Annotated in this window: 22 protein-coding genes and 1 pseudogene; 14 read left to right on the top strand and 9 right to left on the bottom strand. The window is 70.8% G+C overall.

The window, feature by feature from the left end:
• Nucleotides 1-212: 212 nt before the first annotated feature.
• From ABZT02_RS02045 to ABZT02_RS02035, 3 genes are all read right to left on the bottom strand, one after another.
• Complete coding sequence (locus tag ABZT02_RS02045; RefSeq protein ID WP_356013246.1) at nucleotides 213-905, bottom strand: HAD-IA family hydrolase; 693 nt, start codon at nucleotides 903-905, stop codon at nucleotides 213-215.
• Between the two features lie 415 nt (nucleotides 906-1,320).
• Nucleotides 1,321-1,992: a phosphatase PAP2 family protein gene (locus ABZT02_RS02040; RefSeq protein WP_356013244.1), complete on the bottom strand. Its 672-nt coding sequence runs from the start codon at nucleotides 1,990-1,992 to the stop codon at nucleotides 1,321-1,323.
• Nucleotides 1,993-2,190: 198 nt separating this feature from the next.
• A complete protein-coding gene (locus tag ABZT02_RS02035; RefSeq protein ID WP_356013243.1) occupies nucleotides 2,191-2,721 on the bottom strand; it encodes a DUF5134 domain-containing protein in 531 nt (176 codons plus the stop codon).
• 160 nt (nucleotides 2,722-2,881) lie between these two features.
• Between ABZT02_RS02035 and ABZT02_RS02030 the strand changes: the two genes are divergently transcribed.
• From ABZT02_RS02030 to ABZT02_RS02020, 3 genes are all read left to right on the top strand, one after another.
• Nucleotides 2,882-4,492: an FUSC family protein gene (locus tag ABZT02_RS02030; RefSeq protein WP_356013241.1), complete on the top strand. Its 1,611-nt coding sequence runs from the start codon at nucleotides 2,882-2,884 to the stop codon at nucleotides 4,490-4,492.
• Nucleotides 4,489-5,028, top strand: a complete 540-nt coding sequence (locus ABZT02_RS02025; RefSeq protein ID WP_356013239.1) for a MarR family transcriptional regulator — start codon at nucleotides 4,489-4,491, stop codon at nucleotides 5,026-5,028. The genes ABZT02_RS02030 and ABZT02_RS02025 overlap by 4 nt, the downstream gene beginning before the upstream one ends.
• A 124-nt stretch (nucleotides 5,029-5,152) precedes the next feature.
• The gene (locus ABZT02_RS02020) at nucleotides 5,153-7,756 is read left to right on the top strand and encodes a cellulosome protein (protein WP_356013237.1); all 2,604 of its coding nucleotides are present in this window, start codon (nucleotides 5,153-5,155) and stop codon (nucleotides 7,754-7,756) included.
• Nucleotides 7,757-7,762: 6 nt separating this feature from the next.
• Here the strand turns inward: ABZT02_RS02020 and ABZT02_RS02015 are convergent, their stop codons facing one another.
• Together ABZT02_RS02015 and ABZT02_RS02010 are read right to left on the bottom strand one after the other, a co-directional pair.
• The gene (locus tag ABZT02_RS02015) at nucleotides 7,763-9,085 is read right to left on the bottom strand and encodes a diacylglycerol kinase family protein (RefSeq protein ID WP_356013234.1); all 1,323 of its coding nucleotides are present in this window, start codon (nucleotides 9,083-9,085) and stop codon (nucleotides 7,763-7,765) included.
• A 107-nt stretch (nucleotides 9,086-9,192) separates the two neighbouring features.
• Nucleotides 9,193-9,585 (bottom strand): VOC family protein, encoded by a 393-nt coding sequence (locus ABZT02_RS02010; RefSeq protein ID WP_356013232.1) that lies wholly within the window; start codon nucleotides 9,583-9,585, stop codon nucleotides 9,193-9,195.
• A 70-nt stretch (nucleotides 9,586-9,655) separates the two neighbouring features.
• Between ABZT02_RS02010 and ABZT02_RS02005 the strand changes: the two genes are divergently transcribed.
• The gene (locus tag ABZT02_RS02005) at nucleotides 9,656-10,192 is read left to right on the top strand and encodes a GNAT family N-acetyltransferase (RefSeq protein ID WP_356013230.1); all 537 of its coding nucleotides are present in this window, start codon (nucleotides 9,656-9,658) and stop codon (nucleotides 10,190-10,192) included.
• 69 nt (nucleotides 10,193-10,261) lie between these two features.
• Here ABZT02_RS02005 and ABZT02_RS02000 read toward each other — a convergent pair whose 3' ends face one another.
• Complete coding sequence (locus ABZT02_RS02000) at nucleotides 10,262-10,945, bottom strand: glycerophosphodiester phosphodiesterase family protein (RefSeq protein ID WP_356013229.1); 684 nt, start codon at nucleotides 10,943-10,945, stop codon at nucleotides 10,262-10,264.
• A gap of 271 nt (nucleotides 10,946-11,216) precedes the next feature.
• On the opposite strand from ABZT02_RS02000, the gene ABZT02_RS01995 reads away from it, so the two are divergent.
• The 6 genes and pseudogenes from ABZT02_RS01995 to ABZT02_RS01970 form a co-directional block, all read left to right on the top strand.
• On the top strand, nucleotides 11,217-12,614 hold the full coding sequence (locus ABZT02_RS01995; RefSeq protein WP_356013228.1) for a DUF6421 family protein: 1,398 nt from the start codon (nucleotides 11,217-11,219) through the stop codon (nucleotides 12,612-12,614).
• An 83-nt stretch (nucleotides 12,615-12,697) separates the two neighbouring features.
• On the top strand, nucleotides 12,698-13,447 hold the full coding sequence (locus ABZT02_RS01990) for an SDR family oxidoreductase (protein WP_356013226.1): 750 nt from the start codon (nucleotides 12,698-12,700) through the stop codon (nucleotides 13,445-13,447).
• Nucleotides 13,444-14,514: a low specificity L-threonine aldolase gene (locus ABZT02_RS01985; RefSeq protein WP_356013224.1), complete on the top strand. Its 1,071-nt coding sequence runs from the start codon at nucleotides 13,444-13,446 to the stop codon at nucleotides 14,512-14,514. The genes ABZT02_RS01990 and ABZT02_RS01985 overlap by 4 nt, the downstream gene beginning before the upstream one ends.
• Before the next feature lie 236 nt (nucleotides 14,515-14,750).
• Entirely contained in the window at nucleotides 14,751-15,263 is a 513-nt protein-coding gene (locus tag ABZT02_RS01980; protein WP_356013221.1) for a GNAT family N-acetyltransferase, read from the top strand.
• Nucleotides 15,264-15,324: 61 nt separating this feature from the next.
• Nucleotides 15,325-15,897, top strand: a complete 573-nt coding sequence (locus ABZT02_RS01975) for a transglutaminase family protein (protein WP_356013219.1) — start codon at nucleotides 15,325-15,327, stop codon at nucleotides 15,895-15,897.
• A gap of 8 nt (nucleotides 15,898-15,905) precedes the next feature.
• Nucleotides 15,906-15,989 (top strand): annotated as a pseudogene (locus tag ABZT02_RS01970) (cytoplasmic protein); the annotation flags it as partial.
• A 42-nt stretch (nucleotides 15,990-16,031) separates the two neighbouring features.
• Here ABZT02_RS01970 and ABZT02_RS01965 read toward each other — a convergent pair.
• Together ABZT02_RS01965 and ABZT02_RS01960 are read right to left on the bottom strand one after the other, a co-directional pair.
• Nucleotides 16,032-16,760, bottom strand: coding sequence for a lysophospholipid acyltransferase family protein (locus ABZT02_RS01965; RefSeq protein WP_356013217.1), 729 nt, complete (start codon nucleotides 16,758-16,760; stop codon nucleotides 16,032-16,034).
• A gap of 184 nt (nucleotides 16,761-16,944) precedes the next feature.
• Nucleotides 16,945-17,361: a DUF4395 domain-containing protein gene (locus tag ABZT02_RS01960; protein ID WP_356013216.1), complete on the bottom strand. Its 417-nt coding sequence runs from the start codon at nucleotides 17,359-17,361 to the stop codon at nucleotides 16,945-16,947.
• Nucleotides 17,362-17,436: 75 nt separating this feature from the next.
• Between ABZT02_RS01960 and ABZT02_RS01955 the strand changes: the two genes are divergently transcribed.
• From ABZT02_RS01955 to ABZT02_RS01940, 4 genes are all read left to right on the top strand, one after another.
• On the top strand, nucleotides 17,437-17,850 hold the full coding sequence (locus ABZT02_RS01955; RefSeq protein ID WP_356013678.1) for a thioredoxin family protein: 414 nt from the start codon (nucleotides 17,437-17,439) through the stop codon (nucleotides 17,848-17,850).
• 206 nt (nucleotides 17,851-18,056) lie between these two features.
• Nucleotides 18,057-18,566, top strand: a complete 510-nt coding sequence (locus tag ABZT02_RS01950; protein WP_356013214.1) for a flavin reductase family protein — start codon at nucleotides 18,057-18,059, stop codon at nucleotides 18,564-18,566.
• 223 nt (nucleotides 18,567-18,789) lie between these two features.
• Entirely contained in the window at nucleotides 18,790-19,578 is a 789-nt protein-coding gene (locus ABZT02_RS01945; protein WP_356013212.1) for an electron transfer flavoprotein subunit beta/FixA family protein, read from the top strand.
• 72 nt (nucleotides 19,579-19,650) lie between these two features.
• Nucleotides 19,651-20,613: an electron transfer flavoprotein subunit alpha/FixB family protein gene (locus tag ABZT02_RS01940; RefSeq protein WP_356013210.1), complete on the top strand. Its 963-nt coding sequence runs from the start codon at nucleotides 19,651-19,653 to the stop codon at nucleotides 20,611-20,613.
• Between the two features lie 57 nt (nucleotides 20,614-20,670).
• On the opposite strand, the gene ABZT02_RS01935 is transcribed toward ABZT02_RS01940, so the two are convergent.
• Nucleotides 20,671-21,564, bottom strand: a complete 894-nt coding sequence (locus ABZT02_RS01935; protein WP_356013208.1) for an endonuclease/exonuclease/phosphatase family protein — start codon at nucleotides 21,562-21,564, stop codon at nucleotides 20,671-20,673.
• Nucleotides 21,565-21,712: the final 148 nt, after the last annotated feature.

Below are 21,712 nucleotides of genomic sequence, written 5' to 3'. Positions count from 1 at the left end.
TTGACTGGCTATCAGCCAACTATACTCAACGCGTCCGGACCGGCCCGAAAAAGGCCTGGTCGGGGCTGCCGCCTGCTCTGGGCGACGCGGGGGATCGTCCAGGGTGGGCGAGCATACGCCCCAATGGTGTCCTCAGGCGACCTTCTGGGCGGGGTGACCACCCCGTTTTCGGACACCTTTCTGGTGCCGCTTCGGGGCGTCGATCCGGGGGCTCACTTCACCAGGTCGAGCACCGGCCGCAGCGCGTCGGGCCGCCGCGCCGCCGGCAGATGATCCACGAAGTGCACCGCGCAGCCGAGGGCCGCCGCGCCGCCGTCCGCCCGCCGGTCGTCGCCGACCATCAGGACGTCCCGGGGCTCGACACCGAGGGCCGTGCAGGCGGTCTTGAACAGCCGGGGGTCCGGCTTCTGGATGCCGTGTTCGTACGACAGCACATACACGTCGACGTACGGGTCGAGCCCGTGCGCGCGCAAGATCGGCCGCAGGTCCCAGCCGATGTTGCTGACCACGCCCACCTTCGTCCCGCGCTCGCGCAGCGCGCGCAGCACCTCGGCGGCATCGGGGTACGGCTGCCAGGCGGCGGGGAGCATGTGCCGGTCGTACAGCGCGTCGTGCAGGGCGGGATCGGGCAGCGGGACGAGCCGCGAAAGTCCGGTGTACGCGGCCCGGTGCAGCTCGGCGCTCTCGTCCCGGACTCCCCACACGGCGGCGAGCCCGTCCGGCACCGCCACCCGGGGCGCCACCCCACCGGGCAACGCCCCCACGTTCTCCAGCTCCTGCGCGGTCCGCCTCAACTCGGCCTCGGCGAGGGCGAGTCCCGCCTCGTCGAGGACAGCCCTCAGCCAGGACTCGGTGGACTCGATCCGGAAGAGGGTTCCCGAGAAGTCGAACAGGACGGCAGCCATAGGACGATCTTACGGGCCCGCGTTTTCGTGTGACGGAGAGCTCGCTTTCGCAGAACACGCAGACGAAGTCCGCCCCGCGCACGACCGACCGCTCCCCGCGCTCGTCGCAGACCCGGATCTCATCGACGGCCGGGGGCCTCCGCGCCGCCGGCCGGTGGCAACCCCGTCTCACCGCCGGCCGGCACCTTCGCGCCAGCCGCACCGGCCACCTGCTCACCCTGCGGGCGCGAGCCGCAGCAAGCCGCCGGGGTGACGACGAAGGTGAAGAATTCCGAGGTCTCGGCCGCCCGGCGTCCGGAAAGTCAGGTGCCGAGGTCGGCGGTAGAACGGACGGCCGGGCCCTCGCTGTCCGGCCGTGGCGTCGCGGGCAGCCCGGGTGGGCCCGCCTGGCCGTGGCCCCGGCTCGGGCCGTCGCTCACGGCCGGTACCGCTGGTGGACCAGCACCGCGAGGGTCACGAGCATCGCGCCCAGGAGCCAGCCGCCGAGCACGTCGGAGGGCCAGTGGACGCCCAGCCAGATGCGGGTCAGGCCGACGCCCACGACGGAGATCACGGCGAGGGCAAGGGCCGTGAGCCACAGGGTGCGACCGGCGCCGTGGTGGTGGAGGAGCCACAGGAGGAGGCCGCAGACGACCGTGGCCGTCAGGGCGTGCCCCGACGGGTACGCCGCGAAGTGCGCGGTGTCGACCGGGTCGGGCCAGACGGGGCGTTCGCGGCCGACCGCGGCCTTCAGGACCTGTTGGACCAGTGTGCCCAGCGCACATGTGGCCACCAGCCATGCGGCAGTCCAGTGGGCATTGCGCCGCCACGCCAGCCAGATCGCCGCGACCGCGGCCAGGAGGCGCATCGCCCAGGGATCCCAGATCCAGTCGGTGAGGACGCGGAAGACGTGGGTGAGTCCCGGCTCGTCGACCGCCCAGCGGTGGGTGGTGTCGGCGATGTCGCCGTCCACGGTGAGCAGGGGATGCCACTTGGCCACGACCAGCACGAGCAGCAGCGCCGAGCACAGGGCCAGGACACCGGTCGCGCGGGCGGCGGTCCGGTGCTCCGGCGGACGGGGCGGGGAGTCGACGGACGGGGTGTGCATGCTGTGATCCTCGCCGACCTGTGTGGTCTGAGGCGAATTCCGGGGCAGGGGCGGGCCGGACGGTCCGTTGCCGGGTTCCCTGTCATCCACGGGTGTATGCACCGAGGCGTGGCAAGGGAGTTCGTTTCCCCGGGCCGCGAGCACCGCCACACCCGCAACGCCCGCTCGGTCCGTACGAGGGGCGCGTCGCCGCGCACGTCAGAGCGTGAGCAGCATGGCCACCATCGCGATGCCCATCGACAACCGGCACGCGCGCGAGAGTTCGGGACGGTCGCCCCAGCCGACGGTGCCGCCACCGGCGGCCACCGGTATCAGACGGGCGCCGGACAGCAGGACGTATCCCGCGAAGTAGAGGAGCAGTACGCCCGTCACCACGGGGACTCCCGAACCGCCGTGGTGTCCGGGGGAGGCAGCCATCACCACCGCCATGTACACCATGGCCCCCGCCCCCACCAGGTGATGCAGATGGTGGGTGCTCGTGCGTGCCGCCCACAGCGCGCGCAGCGCGGCCGCGCCGAACACGGCCGTGTAGAGCGGCCAGGCCCAGGCAGGGGGCGTGAACACGGCGGCGGGTACGGCCATCGCGGCCATCCCGAAGCCCATCAGCGCCTCGCCGCCCGCGGCCCGGCGCTGTTCCTCGACGCTGCTGCGCATCCGCAGCAGGCAGTACGCCCCGGTCGCCGCGCAGAGCGCGACCAGCAGCCAGCCGGGCGAAGTCGGTCCGTGCACGCCCACCTCCCCGCTCGACGGTCGGTCAAGGAATGCCCGGGCCATGCAGCGCGCAATCGAGCGCAAGGGTGTACACGGGGAGCGTGCGGCGGAGCACGGCAGGTCAGGGTCATGGATGAGATATTATTTACAGGTAAAACACCTGCTAAAGTATTGGCTCATGAGCAGTGCGACCCCCCACACCGACACTCCGCGCGTACGCCGTCTTCCGCTGGCCGGCGTGCTGCGCCTCGGCAGGCCCTCCGACATCTGGTTCAAGCCCGCCCTGAGCGTGGTGGTGGCGGTCGCCCCGCCCAACCTGACCCTGCTGGCCCTCGGCCGCCTCGATCTGGCGATGTACACCATGGCCGGGTCGCTGTGCGCCCTCTACGCCCACAACCGGCCCTACGTCGCCCGGGCCCGTGCCCTGGCCTGGGTGGTGCTCGGCATGGTCGCCGGCCTCGGCGTCGGCCTGGTCGCCGCCTCGCTCACCGGCAGCGCGGTGGTGCTGGTCACCGTCGGGGCCCTCGTGGCCGCCGTACAGAAGACGGTGTGCGACGCGACCCGGATCGGCCCGCCGGGCCATGTGGTCCTCACCTTCATCAGTTCCGCCTCCCTGTTCGCCCCGCAGACCCTCGCCCAGGTCCCCGGCCACCTCGCCCTGGCCCTCGCGGCGGGTGCCTGGGCCTGGCTGGTGGGTATGGCACCGGGCCTGTTCCGGCCGCACGGCCCGGAACGACGGGCCACCGCCCGCGCCCTGGACGCGGCTGCCGCGTACGCGGAGAACCCGCGCTCCCATGCGAGCGCAGCCGCGCACGCCGCGGTCCAGGCCGCCTGGCAGACCCTCCTGTCGGCCGGAGCCCGCTCCGGGACCCGGCGTGCCCTCGAACGCCTCGTCGTCCGCGCCGAGGTCGCCCTGGCCGCCCCGGCCGACGCGGACCCGGACCGACTCCGTGCCTGGGCCCGTGAACTGCGCGGCACCGCACCGGTCCCGCAGGCACCGGACGACGAACTCCTCGGCGTGGAGATCGAGCTCGCCGCCCCCGCCCACCCGGTGTGGCGCATGCTCGCCCCGCTCGCCGTACGCACCGCCCTGGGCTGCGCCCTGGCCGGTTACGTCTCCCTCGCGCTCGGTGTCGGCCGCCCCTACTGGGCCCTGGTCACCGCGGCCTCCCTCTACCAGGCCAACGTCACTCTCACCTGGAGCCGGGGCGTCCAGCGGGTCGTCGGCAACCTCGTCGGGGTCCTGGTGTTCGCCGCCGTCGTCCCGCTCGCCCACCTCGGGCCCGCCGCGCTCGTCCTGTGCTGCCTCGCGTTCAACTTCGGCGCCGAGGCACTCATCGCCCGCAACTACTGGCTCGGCAGCATCTGCGTGACCCCGATGGCCCTGCTCATCACCGAGTTCGCCGGATACCAGGAGCCGGGGCGGCTGATCACCGAGCGGGTCGTGGACACTCTCGTCGGGGCGCTGGTCGGATTCGTCGCCGCCATAGCCGTCACCAACCGGCGCGCGGGCGATCGCGTCGAGCAGTCGCTGGCCGCCGTGGAGCACGCCCGGGAACACACCGCCCGCCTCCTGGCCGAGCCGCCCCCCGCGCCCGGCGCCCTGGACTCCGCCCGCCGCGCCCTCGCCACCGCCCTGGTCGATCTGCGCGCCACCGTCGAGGCCGCGTCCGGCGAATGGTGGCAGCGGGCCCTGCCCCAGGAGAGGGTCGTGCGCGCCGAACAGGCAGCGCACCGTACGCTCGCCGCGACGATCCGGCACCACAGAGCGGAGGGCGTACGCCCATGACGGCACCGAACGGACGACCGGCGGACCCGACGACGGACGACACCGTCGCCGCCGTCGTCCGGCAGTGGCAGACCGTCCATCCCGGCCTCGACACCGGCCCCATGGAGATCATCGGCCGCGTCAACCGCTGCGCCGCCCTCCTCCAGCAGGCCGAGGACGCCCCCCTGCGCCGGGCCGGCCTCAGCCGCGCCGAGTTCGACCTGCTGGGCGCGCTGCGCCGCACCGGTCACGAGCTCACCCCCGGCGACCTTGCCCGCGAGACCTTCTCCTCCGGGGCCGCCGTCACCAAGCGCCTCAAGCAGCTCACCGAGCGGGGCCTGGTGGAGCGCCGGGGCGACACCCGCGACCGGCGCGTCGCCCACGTCCGGCTCACCGACGCCGGCCGCGAGCTGGTGGACGGGATCCTGCCCGAGCAACTGGCGTACGAGACGGCCGTACTGTCCGTGCTGACTCCCGAGGCGCGGGACGAACTCGCCGCCCGGCTGGGGGAGCTGCTCGGCCGGCTGGAGGGCAGCCTGGGCGTGCTGCGGGCCTGACGCCCCGACCTGCGGTTTCGGAAGTTTCGAAGCCCGCTGCCTGTTGACGCGGTCCTCCCGCGCTTCCTACGTTCGTCCAGGTCGGTGCGGATCATCGACTGTCGTACGGAATGTCGAACGAAGGATGGATGCCGTGGCAGCCGAAGGTCCCGCCCGCGAGAAGCTCACCATCGACCTCGGCACCGAGACCGGCCCCTTCCACGGGGGAGCGAGCGGCACGCTCTACGGCCTCTACGGCGACGGCGTGCCAAGCCGCGTGGTGGTCGAAGGCATGTACCCGCGGACGGTGACGACCAAGGCCCAGGACGGCACCCAGCACCCCGGCGGCGACGCCCTGGAGATTTTGCCGGCCTTCGTCGCGGCGGGCGGCAAGGACGTCTACGTCTACCTGCCCGACTTCTACCGGGGGTTTCCGTACGAGTGGCCGGGCGCCACCGGCGAGGAGCGGCTCGCCGGGCACCTGGAGGTGATCCGCCGCCAGGTCGAACACGTCCTGACCCTGGGGAAGTTGAAGTCGCATGTCGTGTACGTGCCGTTCAACGAGCCCGAGGGCAACATGTTCGGCGAAGGGGAGTGGAGCTACGACCAGGTCTCCTGGCGGAACGAGCCGGACCACTACTTCGCCGCCTGGGAGGCCGCCTACCGCCTCATCAAGGACCTCGACCCGGACGCGCGCGTCGCCGGACCCAACACCTGCGTGCTGTACGCCGAGGTCAGCAACTTCCTGGAGTTCGCGAAGTCGCACGACGTACTTCCCGACATCGTCACCTGGCACGAGCTGTCCTCACCCGCCGAGGTCCGCACGAACGTCGCCAAGTACCGTGATCTGGAGCGCGAGTTGGGCATCGGTCCGCTGCCCGTCAACATCAACGAGTACGCGCACAACTACCACGTCTCCGTCCCCGGCCAGATGATCCAGTGGATCGCTGCGATCGAGGAGTCGAAGGTCGACGCGGACCTCGCCTACTGGAACATCGCCGGCAACCTCAACGACTCGGCGGTGGAGGCGAACAAGGCCAACGGCCAGTGGTGGCTGTACAACGCCTACGGGCAGCTGACCGGGAACACCGTCAGGGTTCTCGCCCCGCACCCCAACGTGCAGTACACGCTGCAGGGCGTGGCCACACTCGACCGTGAGAAGCGTCAGGCCAGGGTGCTGTTCGGAGGAGCGGGCGGTACGGCGGACGTCGTGTTCGAGGGCGTGGACCCGGAGGTGTTCGGCGCCGCGGTCCACGCGCGTCTCGTGGAGATTCCCTGGACCGGCCAAGTGGGCGCCGGCGCCCCGCCGTTGCGCCTGCGGGACGAGGAACTGCCGGTCGTCGACGGCGAGGTGACGCTGGGCCTGGACGACCTGGACGCGATGTCCGCCTACCAGGTGATCCTCTCGCCGGGCGGCAACGGGGTCGTGTCCCTGCCGCCCGCGGTGCGCTGGAGGCGGACGTACGAGGCGGAGGACGCGATCTACACGGGCGGCGGCTACTCGAAGAACGGGCCCGAGGGATCCCCCTCCGCCGTCGACCGGTTCGCCACCTCCGGCGGCTACCACGTGGGCGGACTGCGTACCGGCTCCGACGGAGTCCTCACCTTCCACGTCGAGGTCCCGCAGGACGGGACGTACGACCTCGCGGTGTTCGCGGGCTCGTACAACCTCGCCGACCTGGTGCGCGAGCAGGGCCCCACCAACGTCTTCCTGCGCGTGGACGGCGAGGACCCGCGCGAACTGCGGCTTCCGCTCGGCTACAAGTGGGCGGTATGGGGGCACACCGACACCCGGGTGGAGCTGACCGCCGGCCGCCATCGGATCACCCTCGCGGCCCAGGACCCCGACCTCGGGGTCACCCAGGGCGACGCGGCCGTCGACAAGCTGGACGTCGTGCTGCGGGCCCAGGACGACACCGCGCTGTACGACGCCGAGTTCGCGGACCTCGGCGGCGGGGCCCGGGTCAGCCACGCGCACCGCGGCGCCTCGGGGCCCGGAGTCGCCGTGCTCCCGCGGGGCGGCACCGTCACCTTCTGGGCGTACGCGGCCGACGACGGCGAGGCCTCCATGACCGTCGACGTGCTCGGGCCCGGCGAGGGCCTGTTGAGCGTCAACGGGGAGGAGATCGGGCGCGTCGAGCGCGGCGCCGTACCGCTCTTCCTCGCCGGAGGCGTCAACAAGGTCACCGTCACCGGGACTTCGGACCGGCTGATCGTCGACCGGCTGCGGATCGCCCCCTCGCGCGGACTGCTGCCCGCGACCGTGTACGCCGCCGAGGAGGGCGTCCTGACCGGAGCGGCGAGGGTGACCGGGTACCCGTACGCCACGGGCGGCAAGGCGGTCGACGGCGTCGGTGCCGGGCCCGCGAACGCGCTCACCCTGACGGTCACCGCGGACCGCGCCGGACGCCACGCGCTGACGATCCGCTACTCCAACGGCGAGCAGCCCCCTTCCACCCACTACAACCCCGACCCCGTCTGCCGCCACGCCGACATATCCGTCAACGGCGCCCCCGCGCACCGCGTCCTGTTCCCGACCACCTTCCACTTCAACAACTTCTGGGACCTGTCCGTGCCGGTCACCCTGCGCCCGGGCCGCAACACGCTCACCTTCACCGCCGACGAACTCCCCGACTTCGCGGGCGACACCAGGAACGAGTTCGGGCAGCGCTCCGCTCACGCCCCCGTCATCGACCAGGTGACGGTGACACCGCTCGCCCCCACGGAGGCCGACGCGCGTCCCCTCTAGAGAACGTCAGCGTCGCCCCGCCGGTGCCGCCAGCTTGCGCAACCGGCGCCAGTTCAGGCGGGGTTGAGCCGTCGGCACACCAGGTCGTTTCCTCGGGACGCGGACCCGGAGCGCGCCGGGGGCGATACGGCAATGGACCGGGGTGGGCAGGACCAGGGCCTCGCCGTCGACGCCCACCTCGATCTCCGGATGGTCGGCGGAGACGACCACCTCCCGCGCGGAAAGGACCGCGAGACCCTCCGGATCGGGGTCGAGCAGGAGCGCCGCCGCCTCGGCCGCACTGTCCACCCTGACACCGAGGATGCCGAGCAGCCCCGAGTCGAGCCGCTCACGGCGGCCGAGGCCCACGGGATCGCCGGTGCGGTAGGCGTTGTTGCTCACCAGCACGGCTTGCGGAGCGTCGATCGTGGTCGCGTCGATCCGCGCGGTCAGACGCGGGCCGCGCTGACGGGTGAGCAGATCGGGCAGGAGCTCCAGAGTGGTGCCGATCTTGTCGTCGCGGTACGCGGGACTCTGCACGACCGCCGCGTACGCGCCGAAAGAGGCGTTGTTGACGAACGGATGGTCCGCCACGAAGCCGAGGTCCACCCGGAGTTCGACACCGTCGGTCAGCGCGTCGAGACAGGTCGCGGGGTCGGTGCGGTCGAGGCCGAGGTCCATGGCGAAGTGGTTGCGGGTACCGGCGGAGACGACGAGGAACGGCAGGTCGTGTTCCGCGGCGACGGCGGCGACCAGCGCCTGCGTGCCGTCGCCGCCCGCGACGCCGAGCAGATCCGCGCCCCCCGCCACCGCCGCCCGTGCCAGCGCGGTCACGTCCTGGTGCTCCTCCGGGTCGAGCAGCACGACCCGTGCGCCCAGGTGTTCGGCTTTCTCCCGCAGCCGGAACTGCTCGACCTTCCCGCCCCCGGAGCGGGGGTTCATGATCAGGAAGGGCCGCCGCACGGGCCGCGCCCGGTGCTCCTTCATACGCTTGGGACGGGTGCCGGTGCTGCGCAGGGCGTAGCGCCCGCTCCACACGGCCACGCTCCACAGCACGGGCGCGAACACGAGCGCCCACCCCAGGGTGACCACGAAGAGGACGAGGACGAGGGTAGGGGTGGCGAACGCGAGTCCCGCCGCCAGCCAGCGCTCCGGGCCGCGCCGCGTCAGCGTCCACCACACCGCCGCCGCGGTGACGGCCGCGCCCGCGAGCCCGGCGGCCAGCAGCAGAACGCCGCCGAGACCGCCGTAGGCGAGGGGCAGCAGCACCGCGAGGGCGGCCGTCGCCAGGGACGTCCTGGCCGCCCATCGCTGCCTGCGAAAGGCCGGGGCGTTCACGTCCACGCTCATGTGCTCCTCCACTGCTCGACGCCCTCGGGCCACGGCGGTCGGCGGAGCATATCCAAGTCGTCGCGACGGACGGCACCGCGCGTGCTGCCGTCCGGTGGACGCCGGGCTCAGATTCCGGGCCGGTACCGGATCGGATGGTCCGCCGGCACCTCCACCAGCACGATCGGTGTGCCGTCCGGGTCCGCCACCCACATCTCGACCAGCCCCCACGGCTCCCGCACCGGCGGCCGCACGATCTCGACACCCTTGGCCAGAAGTTCCGCGTGCGCGGCGGTCACGTCCGCGACCTGGAGCCACAGCCGGACATCCGCGGCCGGCGGCGCCTCGGAGCGTCCCGACAGCTCCAGGAACCCACCGCCGAGGAAGTAGACGGTGCCCCGCTCCGGCCCCGTACCGAACTCGCGGTACACCGCGAGGCCCAGCTGGTCGCCGTAGAAGACTCGGGAACGTTCCGGATCCGTGGGCCGCAGCAGGACGCGGCCGCTCAGTACGTGCACCATGCGGGCGAGCCTATCGGGGGCGTTACTCTCGACCGTGCCCGAGTCGTGCCCCTGAAGTGGAGATTGCCCCATGGAGACCACCGCCGGCCTCACCTTCCGTGACGCCACCGACGCCGACGTGGACGCGCTGGTCGCGCTGGTCGAGTCGGCGTACCGCGGGGACGACAGCCGCGCCGGGTGGACCACCGAGGCGGACCTCCTCGAAGGGCAGCGGACGGACGTGGAGGGTGTGCTCGCGGTCATCAAGTCGCCCGACAGCCGGTTGCTGACGGTGGAGCGGGACGGGCAGGTCGTCGCCTGCTGCCAGCTCGAACACCGGGGCACCTACGCGTACTTCGGGATGTTCGCGGTCAGCCCCGAGCTCCAGGGCGGCGGCCTCGGCAAGGTGATCATCGCCGAGGCGGAGCGGATCGCCCACGAGACCTGGGGCGTCACCGAGATGCACATGTCCGTGATCTCCGTGCGCAACGACCTCATCGCCTGGTACGAGCGGCGCGGCTACCGCCGTACGGGAGAGATGACGCCCTTCCCGTACGGCGACGAGCGCTTCGGCGTTCCGCAGCGCGACGACCTGCAGTTCGAGCTGCTGGTCAAGTCGCTGGTGTGACGTTCCTGCCGCGATTGCCGTGATGTCCGCGGCGCACGCGGCTCACGCGGCTCACGCGGCTCACGCGGCTCACGCGGTGAAGCGGCCGGTGCGCTTGATCTCCGGGTAGTCGGTCGTCGCGCCGTCCAGTCCCAGGGCCCGCACCAGCCGCAGATGGTCCTGGGTGTTCACCACCCAGCCGATGATCTTCAGGTCCGCCTTGCGGGCCGCCTCCACGACCTCCAGGGTCAGCCGGCGGATGTTCAGACAGAGGGTCGCCGCGCCGGCCTCGACGGCTCGCTCCACGATGTCCGGGCCGAACCGGCTGCCGATCAGCGCGGTCCTGACGCCGGGTACCAGGCGGCCGATCTCGGCGATCGCCTCGTCGTGGAACGAGGACACCTCGACCCGGGAGACCAGATCCCGCCGGAGCATGACCTCGGCCAGCGCACGGGCCGCCGCGATGTCCTTGATCTCGGCCTGGAGCGGCGACCGCACCGCGTCCAGGACCTCCTCGAACACCGGGACGCGTTCTCCGCGGCCCGCGTCCAGCGCGCGCAGTTCGGTGAGGGTCTTCTCGGCGATCGGGCCGGTTCCGTCGGTCGTGCGGTCCACGTCGGTGTCGTGCATGACGACGAGGGCGCCGTCCTTGCTCAGATGCAGATCGAGTTCGATGACGTCGAGGCCGGCCTGCTGGGCGGCGGTGAAGGAACGGAGGGTGTTCTCGGGTTCGGTACCCATGACTCCGCGATGACCGATGGTAAGGAAGTTCAAGGTTCAACTCGCTTCCGTCGACGGCGGCTCGGTGCAGAGCCGCAGCCTAACGGCTACGCCGTGTGATGGACCCGTGCGTACACGGGGGAACGCGGTGACGTGTGGGGGAGCGGGATCTCTTACCCGGAATCGCGGTGTTCATGGCACTCGACAGGAAAAAGTTCGGTGACCATTGGGGTGCGCAGGATAACTTCCCGTAACCGCTCTTGCTGGGCGGAAGCTCGTATGTATACGGTCTCCATACGTGAGCTTCTCCCGTGGAGGATGGGACATGACGGAAATTCTTGTGCAGGCGGCTTCGGGGGACCAGGTTCCTCCCGTGACCAGGGTGGTGGAGCACCCGGCATGGCCTGTGCTCAAGGATGCCGTGGAGCGGATCCGGCCATGGCAGTCCAAGGACGGGTCGATCGACTTCGAGGCCGAGAGCGCACCCCCACGCGCGGACGCCGAGGCCTCCGTACGGCGTGTCGTCGACGCGGTGCAGGAGCTGTCGCCCTTGCTGCCCCACGACGCCGACTACCACGCCGCCCTCGTCAAGGACCTCCTGCGCTGGTCGGAGGGCGGCTTCGAGGTGCCCGACTTCCTCGACTCCCTGCTGGCCTTCCAGCCCGCCGCGAACCGCGCGGACGGCCTCCAGCACCTGGTCGTCTTCCCGATGTACACGCAGAACGGCAACCCGGACCGCAACCTGGAGGCGGTCGTGCTGCGCATGGTCTGGCCCGAGTGGCTGGCCGAGCTGGAGCGCACGCGCTACGACAACCCGCTGTTCTGCGGCATCAAGTTCGAGGACTTCACGGCCGGTTACGACACCAACTCGGCCGTCCTCTTCCCGGAGACCATCGCCGTGCGCGAGGCGCCGGAACGATTCTCCTGGGGCGGTATCTTCTGCGACCGCGAGGCCGCCCGCTTCCGCAGGGTCACCGACGCGGCCGTCGACGTCCTGGGCGTCGAGCTGCCCGAGGACGTTGCCGCGATGGTCCACGACCAGAAGCGCTGCGAGGAGGCCTTCGTCCTGTGGGACATGGTCCACGACCGCACCCACAGCCACGGCGACCTGCCCTTCGACCCGTTCATGATCAAGCAGCGCCAGCCGTTCTGGATGTACGGCCTGGAGGAGCTGCGCTGCGACCTCACCGCCTTCAAGGAGGCCGTGAAGCTGGAAGCCGACGGCGTCCCGCAGGCCCGTGACGTGCAGTACGCGGTCCTCTTCGACCGCATGTTCCGCTTCCCGGTCACCGGCGAGCGGGTGCGCAACTACGACGGGCTCGGCGGTCAGCTCCTCTTCGCCTACCTGCACAAGCACGACGTCGTCCGCTGGACCGACAACAAGCTGTTCATCGACTGGCAGCGCGCCCCCGAGGTCACCAACCAGCTGTGCGCCGACATCGAGCAGCTCTACCGCGACGGCATCGACCGCCCCAAGCTCGTCCACTGGTTCGCCGGCTACGAGCTCGTCTCCACCTACCTCGCCCCGCACCCGGGCTCCAAGTGGGCCAAGGGCCCCGACGCCCTCGACCTGTCGCTGCCGCCCCGGAAACTCGTCGATGACGTGCTTCCGGACGAGTTTCCGCTGAGCATGTTCTATGAGGCCCTCTCCAAGAAGCTTCGTCATGTGATCGCCTCGACCCGGGGCATCACGGCCACGAGCGCCGAGCGGGTCGCCGCGTGAGCGAGCGCGGCACCGGGAACACTGCACAGGCCGTTCAGGCGGCCGCACAGGCCGCTCCGGCGGCAGCTCAGGAGGCGAAGAACATGGTGGGGAACGGAGCTCTCAGCGGTGCGGTGATCGCGGTGGCCGGCGCGGGCGGTCCCGCGGGCCGCGCGACACTGCTGCGACTGGCCGAGGCGGGCGCGACCGTCGTCGGCGCGGACAACGACCCGGAGCGGCTCGCGGAGGCCGTGGACGCGGCGAGCTACGCCTCCGGCGGCGCCACCGTGACCGGCGAGCCGGTCGACCTGCTCGACCTGGAATCCACCCGCGACTGGGCCGCGCACATCGAGAAGGACTTCGGCCGCGTCGACGGCCTGGTCCACCTCGTCGGCGGCTGGCGCGGCAGCGAGACCTTCATCAAGTCGAGCCTTGACGACTGGGACTTCCTGGAACTGCTGCTCATCCGCACCGTGCAGCACACCTCCCTCGCCTTCTACGAGGGCCTGCAGCGCAGCGAGCGCGGCCGCTACCTGCTGATCAGCGCCGCAGGCGCGACGAAGCCCACGGCGGGCAACGCCTCGTACGCCGCCGCCAAGGCCGCCGCCGAGGCCTGGACGCTCGCTCTCGCCGACGCCTTCCGCAAGGCCGGGGGCGCCGAGGGGCCGACCTCCGCGGCTGCGATCCTGGTGGTGAAGGCACTGGTGCACGAGGCCATGCGCGCCGAGCGGCCCAACGCGAAGTTCGCGGGCTTCACGGACGTCAAGGAGCTGGCCGAGGCCATCGTCGGTGTCTGGGACAAGCCCGCCGCCGAAGTGAACGGAAACCGTCTGTGGCTCACCGAGAAGCCGTGAACCCCCCGAAGACCGACGCCCGTCGCCATCACGACCCCGAGATCCGCGGCTTCGCCAGCGACAACTACGCCGGGGCCCACCCGGAGGTGCTCGCCGCCCTGGCCCTCGCCAACGGCGGGCACCAGGTCGCGTACGGCGAGGACGACTACACCGAGAACCTGCAGGGCGTCATCCGCAGCCACTTCGGGGCCACGGCCGAGGCGTTCCCGGTCTTCAACGGCACCGGCGCCAACGTCGTAGCCCTCCAGGCGGTCACCGACCGCTGGGGCGCGGTGATCTGCGCCGAGAGCGCGCACATCAACGTGGACGAGGGCGGTGCCCCCGAGCGCATGGGCGGCCTCAAGCTGCTCACCGTCCCCACCCCGGACGGCAAGCTCACGCCCGAGCTGATCGACAAGCAGGCCTACGGCTGGGACGACGAGCACCGTGCGATGCCACAGGTCGTCTCGATCACCCAGTCCACGGAACTCGGCACCCTCTACACGCCCGACGAGATCCGCGCCATCTGCGACCACGCCCACGCGCACGGCATGAAGGTGCACCTGGACGGCTCCCGCATAGCCAACGCGGCCGCCTCGCTGAACGTCCCCATGCGGACGTTCACCAACGCGGTCGGCGTCGACATCCTCTCCCTCGGCGGGACGAAGAACGGCGCCCTGTTCGGCGAGGCGGTCGTGGTGATCAACCAGGACGCGGTCTCCCACATGAAGCATCTGCGCAAGCTGTCCATGCAGCTGGCGTCCAAGATGCGTTTCGTGTCGGTGCAGTTGGAGGCCCTGCTCGCCAAGGACCTGTGGCTGCGCAACGCCCGCCACGCCAACGAGATGGCCCAGCGCCTGGCCGAGGGCGTCCGTGCCGTCCACGGCGTGGAGATCCTCTACCCGGTCCAGGCCAACGGTGTCTTCGCCAAACTCCCGCACGACGTGAGCGAGCGTCTGCAGAAGCGCTTCCGCTTCTACTTCTGGGACGAGACCGCGGGCGTCGTCCGCTGGATGTGCGCCTTCGACACCACCGAGGACGACGTGGACATGTTCGTGGCGGCGCTCAAGGAGGAGATGGCGCGCTGAGCCTGTCCGGTGGATCGGGCCCGCTGCGACGAAGTCCGCATCCCGGCTGAGCCGAGCGGGTCTGGCGCGTCCGGCTGCGAGGCGGCGGGAGTCGTGTCGATCAGCCGCTGCCGCGGCGGGCAACGCGGCGGGGCCCCCTTGGAGGGAGAGCGCGCCGGACCCGCGACGCCGGCCTCATCCGCCGGACAGGCGCAGGCGCGCGCCGGGCCGCAGGCCGCCTGTGCTTGCATGCCGGTGTGGAGAAAACCCAGCCCCGGGTCCGGCCGCGGACCGATGACGACGTCGAAGCATGTGTGCGGGCACTGGCGGAGGTCCACCGCCGCGACGGTTATCCGGTGAACTGGCCTGCCCGGCCCGGTGACTGGCTGACGCAGGCCTCGGCGCTGGGCAGTTGGGTCGCCGATCTGGACGGGCGGGTGGCGGGTCACGTCAGCCTCGCCCGCAGCGCCGAAGGCGACCTGGCCCCCGCCCTCTGGAGTGAGCGCAACGGCACGAGCATTCAACAGACCGCGGTGGTCGGGCGGTTGTTCGTCGCCCCCCAGGCGAGAGGGCACGGGATGGGCGCCCTGCTGATGGGCCGGGTGGTGCGGGAAGCACGGCAGCGCGGCCTGCACCCGGTGCTCGACGTCGTCGCGTCCGACACCGCCGCGGCGACCCTGTACGAACGGCTGGGCTGGACCAGGCTCGCCACGGTCGAGCAGCGGTGGAGCGCGTCCCAGGTGGTGACCGTGCACTCCTACTCTGCATAAATATACCGAGTAGCGTAAATCGATTGACTGCGGGGTGATCGTCTTCCTATGCTCTGCGGGCATGGAGCTGATCCAGAACACCCCTGACCTTTCCGCGTACTTGGCCGCTGACGAGGTGATCGACCATGGCCACCCGACCGTCCGGGAGGTGGCCGCGCGTCTCGCCAAAGAGGCGGTCGACTCGTATGCCTATGCGCGGCTGGCCTTCGAGTACGTCCGCGACACGATCCCGCACTCCCAGGACTCCGGCGACCTCCGGGTCACCTGGAGGGCTTCCGACGTCCTGGAGCAGGGCACCGGCATCTGCTACGCCAAGGCTCACGCGCTGACCGCGCTGCTGCGCGCCGAGGACATTCCGACCGCGCTCTGTTATCAGAAGTTCGACGTGGTGCACGGTCTGGTCGCCGTGCGGTTCAACGGCGCCTGGCACCGCCAGGATCCCCGGGGCAACAAGCCCGGTGTGGATGCCCAGTTCTCCCTGGACGGCGAGCGGCTGGCCTTCACGCCCGAGTCGGAGTCCCACGAGATGGACTACCCGGTCCTGTACGCCGAACCGCACCCGGTCGTCCTGAACGTCCTCAAGGCTGCCCCCGACCGGCCCTACCTCTGGAAGACGCTCCCCATCGGACTCTGAGGCACGCGATGCCTCTCGCCCCGACCGTGTCCGACGAGGTGCGTGCCCTCGCGCCCGGCTTCACGCACCTCGCGGTCCGGCCCCACGGACTCGGTGACCGCGCGACCGGTCCCCACTGGCGCGCGGCCGAACAGCTATCGCGCCTCGGCTTCCCGCACCGCTTCCGGTGTGGGCGCCGTCCCCCCGAGATGCGCCGGCATCCACCACGTGTCGTCCGGCCCCTTCGGCCGCACCGGATACGCACGCTGCGCGGCTTCGAGGAGCTCGTTGACCCGCTCCCGAACCTGGCGCGTGATGGCCCCGGCGTACTTGTCCCGGGAAGCCTCGATCGCCTCGCCGACCCGGATCGTGATCGGGATGTGGCTGCGCTTGAAGTTGCGGGGGTGCCCCTTGGTCCAGATCCGCTGCGTACCCCAGAGGGCCATCGGGATCAGGGGGACACCCGCCTCCTGTGCCATCCGCGCCGCACCCGACTTGAAGCTCTTCAGTGTGAAGGACTGCGAGATCGTCGCCTCCGGGAAGACCCCCACGATCTCGCCCGACCGCAGCGACTCCAGAGCGTGGGCGTAAGCGGTCTCGCCCTGCGTGCGGTCGACCGGGATGTGCTTCATCCCGCGCATCAGTGGCCCCGAGACCTTGTGGCGGAAGACGGACTCCTTCGCCATGAAACGCACGAGACGTTTCTGCGGGAGCGCGGCCATGCCGTTGAAGACGAAGTCCAGGTAGCTGATGTGGTTGCTCACCAGCACGGCGCCGCCCGAGCGCGGGATGTTCTCCGAACCCTTGCAGTCGATCTTGAGGTCCCAGGCCTTGAACAGCGCCTGGGCGAATCCGACGACGGGGCGGTAGACAAGCTCTGCCATGGGCGGGGTGAGCCCTTCCTGCTCTGCCTGGGAAGCTCCCGGCATTAAGTTACGCAGCCGTAGGTTTACGGCATCTCGCAGATCGTGCCCGAAGAACGGACGGGGAGCCAGTCTTGGTGCCCACCCAGGGAGAGATTCTCGTCACGTCGGCCGTGTGATCCGTCCTGCTGTTTTTAAACCGCCTTTACTCCGTGCGTACCGTCACCCGCCGCGCGAGCAGGTACATCTCGCATCCCAGGCAGTAACGGAACGTGGCGTTGAGGAACGCTGCCGCGAGCGCCGCTCCGGTGGCGGCGAGTCCGAGCCACTCTGGCCCGATTCCGTACCCCACGAGTCCCAGGGCCGCGAAGGCGAGGCCGACCGCCTGCGCGAACCGTGGCGGTTCCGGTGCCTCGAACTCGGTCGGCGGCCCGATCCGCGGCCTGACGGCCTTCCGGAACAGCCAGCCGTACGGGGAGCGGCCTACCCCGCCCGCCGCCCCCAGCGCGAACGCGAGCGTCTGCCAGGCCAGCAGCCAGAAGCTGCCCGTGATCAGAACGGCCGCCAGTACAACGGTCGTCACGGCCGCGCCGAAACGCGGCCCCCTCGCATCGATGTCCATGAATCAAGCATTCCGCAACGGACGGACCCGCGGGAGGCGGGAATCTTTGCAGTCTCGTGAATGCTTGTGCAGGTGATGACCGGACTCGTGGTGTGCGTGGCGGTGCTCGTGACGGCGAGCGCCTATGGGGTGCTGCAACGGCGGCGGAGCGGGAGGGTGAGAGTGCGCGGGCGCGACGACGGCAAGAGGCTCGGCGAGGCCGAGTTGGGCGAGGACCTCGGTGAACGCGCCACGCTCGTGCAGTTCTCCAGCGCCTTCTGTGCGCCCTGCCGGGCGACCCGGCGGGTCCTCGGCGAGGTCGCGGCCATGGTCCCGGGCGTGGTCCACGTCGAGATCGACGCCGAGAAGAACCTCGACCTGGTCCGCGAACTCGACATCCTCAAGACGCCGACCGTGCTGGTCCTCGACGCCGACGGCAGGGTGGTGCGGCGCGCCACCGGCCAGCCGCGCAAGGCGGACGTCATAGCGGCGGTCGGGGAGGCGGTCTGACGGCGGGCGCGCACGGTGAGGCATCTCCCAGATGTCGGAACCTACTTGACTGTGCACGGCACCTATCGTCAGCCTGACCGTATGCCTACGGAACTCCTTCTGTTCGGACGGGTCCACGTCGACCTCGCCCGCACCGCGAGCGCGCGCTGTCCGGCCTGTTGAGCAGCCACGGTCCAGCTCGACACTCCTCGCAGAAGGAACACCGCATGACGGCCGCGTCCGACCTCGGCAGCCCTCAGCTCGCCTCTCCCGACCTCCTGCGCTCCGTCTTCCGGCGGCACGCGGCGGGAGTCGCCGTGATCACCGCGAGCGGTGACACCGGCCCGGTCGGCTTCACCGCCACCTCTCTTGCCTCGGTCTCCGCGGAGCCCCCCATGCTGTCCTTCGGGATCGGCACCGGCGCCTCCAGCTGGCCCGCGATCTCCCGGGCCGATCACGTCGGCGTGCACATACTCGGCGAGCACCAGGAAGAGCTGGCCGCCACCTTCGCCCGCAGTGGCGCCGACCGCTTCGGCGCGCCCACCGCCTGGCGCGAGGGGCCCGAGGGTGTCCCCGTCCTCGACGACGTGCTCGCCTGGATGGTGTGCCGGGTACACGCACGCGTGCCCGCCGGTGATCACCGCATCGTGGTGGCCGAGGTGCGGCTCGGTGACCCCGCGGGCGCCGGCCGGCCGCTGCTCTACCACCAGGGCCGGTTCAACGGCCTGCGCGACTGATCGGCTCATCGACGCTTCCGCTGGTGCGGGGCCGTCGAGTTCCGATTACGCTGCGTTGCACAGGTCACAGTTCAAAGCGCTTGCTTAGCGGGCAGGAACTGGATGTACTGGTGAGTAATATTGCGGTCGGAGCGCAGCCGCCCCGACCGGGATCGGCCGCTTGAGGCGCCTATGCTGCCTGCAAGAGGCAGCTGAGAAATGACGATGCAGTAGGAGAGCCGGCGTGAGCTTGAGGATCGTTGTCACTGTGAAGTACGTGCCCGACGCCACCGGCGACCGGCACTTCGCCGATGACCTGACCGTCGACCGGGACGACGTGGACGGTCTGCTCTCCGAGCTCGACGAGTACGCGGTCGAGCAGGCGCTGCAGATCTCCGAGAACTCCGACGACGACGTCGAGGTCACGGTCCTGACCGTCGGCCCCGAGGACGCCAAGGACGCGCTCCGCAAGGCCCTGTCCATGGGTGCCGACAAGGCCATCCACGTCGAGGACGACGACCTGCACGGCACCGACGTCATCGGCACCTCCCTGGTACTGGCCAAGGCCATCGAGAAGGCCGGCTACGACCTGGTGATCTCCGGTCTGGCCTCCACCGACGGCACCATGGGCGTCGTCCCGGCCCTGCTGGCCGAGCGCCTGGGCGTCCCGCAGATCACGCTGCTCTCCGAGGTCTCCGTCGAGGACGGCACCGTCAAGGGCCGCCGCGACGGCGACGCCGCCTCGGAGCAGCTGGAGGCCTCCCTCCCGGCCGTCGTCTCGGTCACCGACCAGTCGGGCGAGGCGCGTTACCCCTCCTTCAAGGGCATCATGGCGGCCAAGAAGAAGCCGGTGCAGGCCTGGGACCTGTCCGACCTGGACCTGGAGGCCGGGCAGGTCGGCCTGGAGGGCTCCTACACCACGGTCGACTCCGCCGCGGAGCGTCCGGCCCGCACGGCCGGCACGATCGTCAAGGACGAGGGCGAGGGCGGCAAGCAGCTCGCCGAGTTCCTCGCGAGCCAGAAGTTCATCTAAGGGTCACTGGCCGCTGAGGCTCACCCCCCTTACCGCCCCTTAAGCCTTCGCAATCCGCAGGAGAGCATTCCCATGGCTGAAGTCCTCGTCTACGTCGACCACGTGGACGGTTCCGTCCGCAAGCCCACCCTGGAGCTGCTGACCCTGGCCCGCCGCATCGGCGAGCCCGTCGCCGTCGCGCTCGGCGCCGGTGCCGCCGACACCGCCGCCGTCCTGGGCGAGCACGGCGCCGTCAAGGTCCTCACCCACGACGCCTCCGAGTACGCCGACTACCTGGTCGTACCCAAGGTCGACGCCCTGCAGGCCGCCGTGGAGGCCGTCTCCCCGGCCGCCGTGCTGGTGCCGTCCTCCGCCGAGGCCAAGGAGGTCGCCGCCCGGCTGGCGCTGCGCATCGGCTCGGGCATCATCACCGACGCCGTCGACCTGGAGGCCGGCGACGAGGGCCCGGTGGCCACCCAGTCGGTGTTCGCCGCCTCCTTCACCACCAAGTCCCGTGTCTCCAAGGGCACCCCGGTCATCACGGTGAAGCCCAACTCCGCCGCCGTCGAGGCCGCTCCGGCCGCCGGCGAGGTCTCGGAGCTGAGCGTGACCTTCTCCGCGCAGGCGACCGGCACCAAGGTGACCGGCCGTACCCCGCGTGAGTCCACCGGGCGCCCGGAGCTGACCGAGGCCGCGATCGTGGTCTCCGGCGGCCGCGGCGTCAACGGCGCCGAGAACTTCGCGATCATCGAGGCCCTCGCCGACTCCCTCGGCGCGGCCGTCGGCGCCTCGCGTGCCGCCGTCGACGCGGGCTGGTACCCGCACACCAACCAGGTCGGCCAGACCGGCAAGTCCGTCTCGCCGCAGCTGTACATCGCCAACGGCATCTCCGGTGCGATCCAGCACCGCGCCGGTATGCAGACCTCGAAGACCATCGTCGCGGTCAACAAGGACGCCGAGGCCCCGATCTTCGACCTCGTCGACTACGGCGTCGTCGGCGACCTCTTCGACGTCGTCCCCGCCCTCACCGAGGAGATCAAGACCCGCAAGGGCTGATCCGCTCCGGGCGTACGAGGCCCCCGTGACCGCCGACGCGGTCGCGGGGGCCTCGGCTCATCCCAGGGTCAGGGTGGCCTGCACCGGCAGGTGGTCGCTCGGGAACTGCCCGTTCTTCGCGAAGGTGTTGACGGCGGCCCGGTGCACGATCGTGCCGGGCGTGGCGAGGATCCAGTCGATGCGCTCGCCGTCGGGGGCGAGGGGCTGGTAGCCGTGGAAGGTCGCGTACAGCTCGCTGCGTTCGGCGGCCGCGTCCCAGGTGTCGACGAGTCCCGTGGCGAGGAGGGTGTCGTACGCCTGGTTGTCGTGGGCCGCGGCGTTGAAGTCGCCGGTCACCAGGACCGGTAGCGCCCGGTCGAACCCGGCGATCTTCTGGCCGAGGAACTGTGCGGAACGCACGCGCGCGTACTGGCCCACATGGTCGAAGTGGGTGTTGAGGACGTAGAACTCCCGTCCGCCCGCGGCCCGGTCGCGGAAGCGGACCCAGGTGACGATCCGGGGGAGGGCGGCGCCCCAGGTGTTCGAGCCGATGACCTGGGGTGTGTCGGAGAGCCAGTGCGTGTCGTGCTCGACGGGAGCCAGGCGCCGGTTGTCGTAGAAGACCGCCGTGGACTCGTCGTGGCTGCCGCCCTCGCGGCCGGTGCCGATCCAGTCGTAGTGCGGCCCGAGGTCGGAGTGGATGTCGAGCAGCTGCTGGTAGAGGCCTTCCTGGGTGCCCATCAGGGTGGGGGCCTCCTGGCGGAGCAGCCGGCGCATCACCGGGCGCCGGGCGGCCCAGCTGTTGGGTTCGGAGGTACTGGCGAAGCGGAGATTGAACGTCATGACATCGAGTCGGCGGTGGTGCGGCTTGGCGGCGGAGGCCGGCAGCATGCCCATCAGCGGCACGGTGACGGCGGCGGCCATGGCGGTTCTGAGGCCCATACGACGCGTCATTCTGTGGGTGTCCGACATGTTGTTTCCCTCCCGACGGGACAGGATGAATGTTCGAACCGGAGTGCGGTAGACGGCGTAGGACATCTCGGCACCTTGTATGAACGCGGCGGCTCAAGCTGTGGACGGGGTGTTGACCGTCGGGAAGCTTCGCGGATAACTTCGCTCT

Source organism: Streptomyces sp. NPDC005402, assembly GCF_040606575.1.
Classification (GTDB): domain Bacteria; phylum Actinomycetota; class Actinomycetes; order Streptomycetales; family Streptomycetaceae; genus Streptomyces.
The sequence above is the reverse complement of the archived record's forward strand: the minus strand, read 5'-3'. Positions and strand labels throughout refer to the sequence as shown.